A 2098-nucleotide genomic window follows, 5' to 3' on the forward strand; every position below is an offset into this window, starting at 1 on the left:
GCGGCCCAGGCAGGGAAATCCCCCATCGCGGGCTGGTAATGGCCGATCTGGTCCTTGACGGCCTTCTCGACCACCACGGCGGCGCGCTTGAGCCCCTGGTGCTGGCTGGCTTCTACGATGGCGGTCAAGCTGTCCAGGTGCTGAACAAATGCCCCCAGGCTAGAAAACTCCAGCATCAGTAGGCTCCTGTCAGGCCAGCTTTACGCGGGGCCATACTGCCATCTTGGATGCGGGCGCCGGTGGATGGGCGGCCAAGCTCCCTGGCTTGCACCTCTGTGATGGCTGTTGCAATCTGGCGCTTGTCGAGAAAGGTGTTTGTGGTTATCTGCAGTGGCTGGCCTTGACCGGGGCGCACATAGTTCGGACGATTGCCAGTAGATTGCATTCCACCAGGCGGCAACTTGTCGAACGGCTTGAAGTCACGATCCAAGGCTGCCAAAGCAGGATCATTTGCGCGGGATTGGGCATATGGCGTCAGCTTCACCCCCTCGCGGTTATTGGCGACCCACAGGTCATGCAGCGCAAAGCCAAGGCGCCCGACCTCGACGATGGCGAACCCAGCAGCACCCGCCAGCCCGGCCTTCCCCAACGTGCCCGCCAAGCCAGCACCCCCGCCCAGCGTGGTGTTCATCAGCTTGAAAGCGGCAGTGGTGGTCGCCAAGGTGCCGCCAATGGCCATAGCACCAGACAGCGCACCAAAGCCCAGCACCAAATCTTTGGTCATGTTGGGATGGGCACGGGCCCAGGCTCCCATGGTGTTGAGCCCTTGCGCCAGCTTCATCAGCGCTGGCACCACCAACGGCGCTACGTTGTGCATCAGACTGGTCTCGAAGTTCTCCCATTGGGCCGACAAAGCGCGGCGCGCGGTAGCCGGGTCTTTGCTCATGGCGTTTTGGTAGGCTTCCTTCGGAGACTGGACGTTTTCAAGTAGCTTTTGATCACGCTCAAAGTTGTGGCGCTTCACGTAGTACTCGCCAAGAATGGAGCCGGCCAACTGGTTACCGCGCGTCATCTGATTGATGATGCTCAGCACATTGGACTCATTGGCCTCCATCTTGTGGCGTGCCATGTAAGGCAGGATGTGCTGATCCACCACTGCCTTGGACCACTCAAACGAGTTGGAGGCAGCGAGGCCAGCATTCCAGAGCGGTGCTGTGGTGGTGCCAGGGGTGGACGTGTTCACGGCCTGGCCGGTGAGCATGCCCATCTCCGACAGCAGGGGCAACGCCTTCTTGTTCACGAAACCTTGGTTTGTGAATCGGTAGAGCGCTGCCATTTGCGGGCCCACGCCGCGAGAGCCACCACCACCGCCGCTTTTGCTGGCGTTCTCCAACATCAACGTGGGCAGAATTTTGTAAGCGAAGTCATCCGACATGGAGAATTTGGCCTGGCGGGCGTAGTTGAACACGCTCTGGAAGGCCTCCGGCGTTACCCGACCCTGGGTTCCGATGATCACCCGAGTCATCAGGTCGGCCTGCTTGTCCATACGGGCCGGGTCCACCGCTCCGCGAATATCCAGTGCCTTCATGGCAGAAAACGCCAGATCGTTGGCATGTCCACTGATACTCCCCTCCTTCGCCGCGGCAAGGACGGTTTGCATTCGAGCCATGACGGGAAGGAAGTGCCGGGCTTCTTCCATATTGCCGGTGATGTTGCGCAGGTCCAGCAGCATTTTCATATTGCCGGTCGCGGTGGTGGTCAGGTTCTGGCCTGCCAGCTTCCAAGCATCGGCCACACCTTCGGCGATTTCTCGCTGTTGCATGCCGGCGATATTCATGCGGACCAGTTGGGATTGGTATTCCTCGGCGGGCTTCAGCATCTTGGTGAGCGCTGAGAACCCGGCGAGGCCGCCAGCCGCCATGGTTGCCCCAAGCAAACCCATGGATTTGTGCAAGGCCAAAACTTCCGAATTGGACTGGCGCAATCCCTGTGACAGCAGGCCAAGCACGCTGCCTGCATTGGTGGCCAGCGATAGAGAGATGCCGATTTTGTATGCGTTAAACATAGGTTCTCCTTTGGTTTTAATGGTCAGATGAGGGATGGCTGAGCGGCAGCAGGGAATCTTTTGAGCAAGGCGCCTTCTTTGCCTTGTGTGGGC

General features: G+C 59.5%; 1 protein-coding gene. It reads right to left on the reverse strand.

The window, feature by feature from the left end; all coding sequences use genetic code 11:
- Positions 1-175: 175 nt before the first annotated feature.
- A partial coding sequence (locus AC07VY_RS26520; protein WP_495100133.1) for a hypothetical protein occupies positions 176-2098 on the reverse strand: 1923 nt, incomplete at its 5' end.

The sequence above is a fragment of the Rhodoferax sp. GW821-FHT02C08 genome, assembly GCF_059421805.1.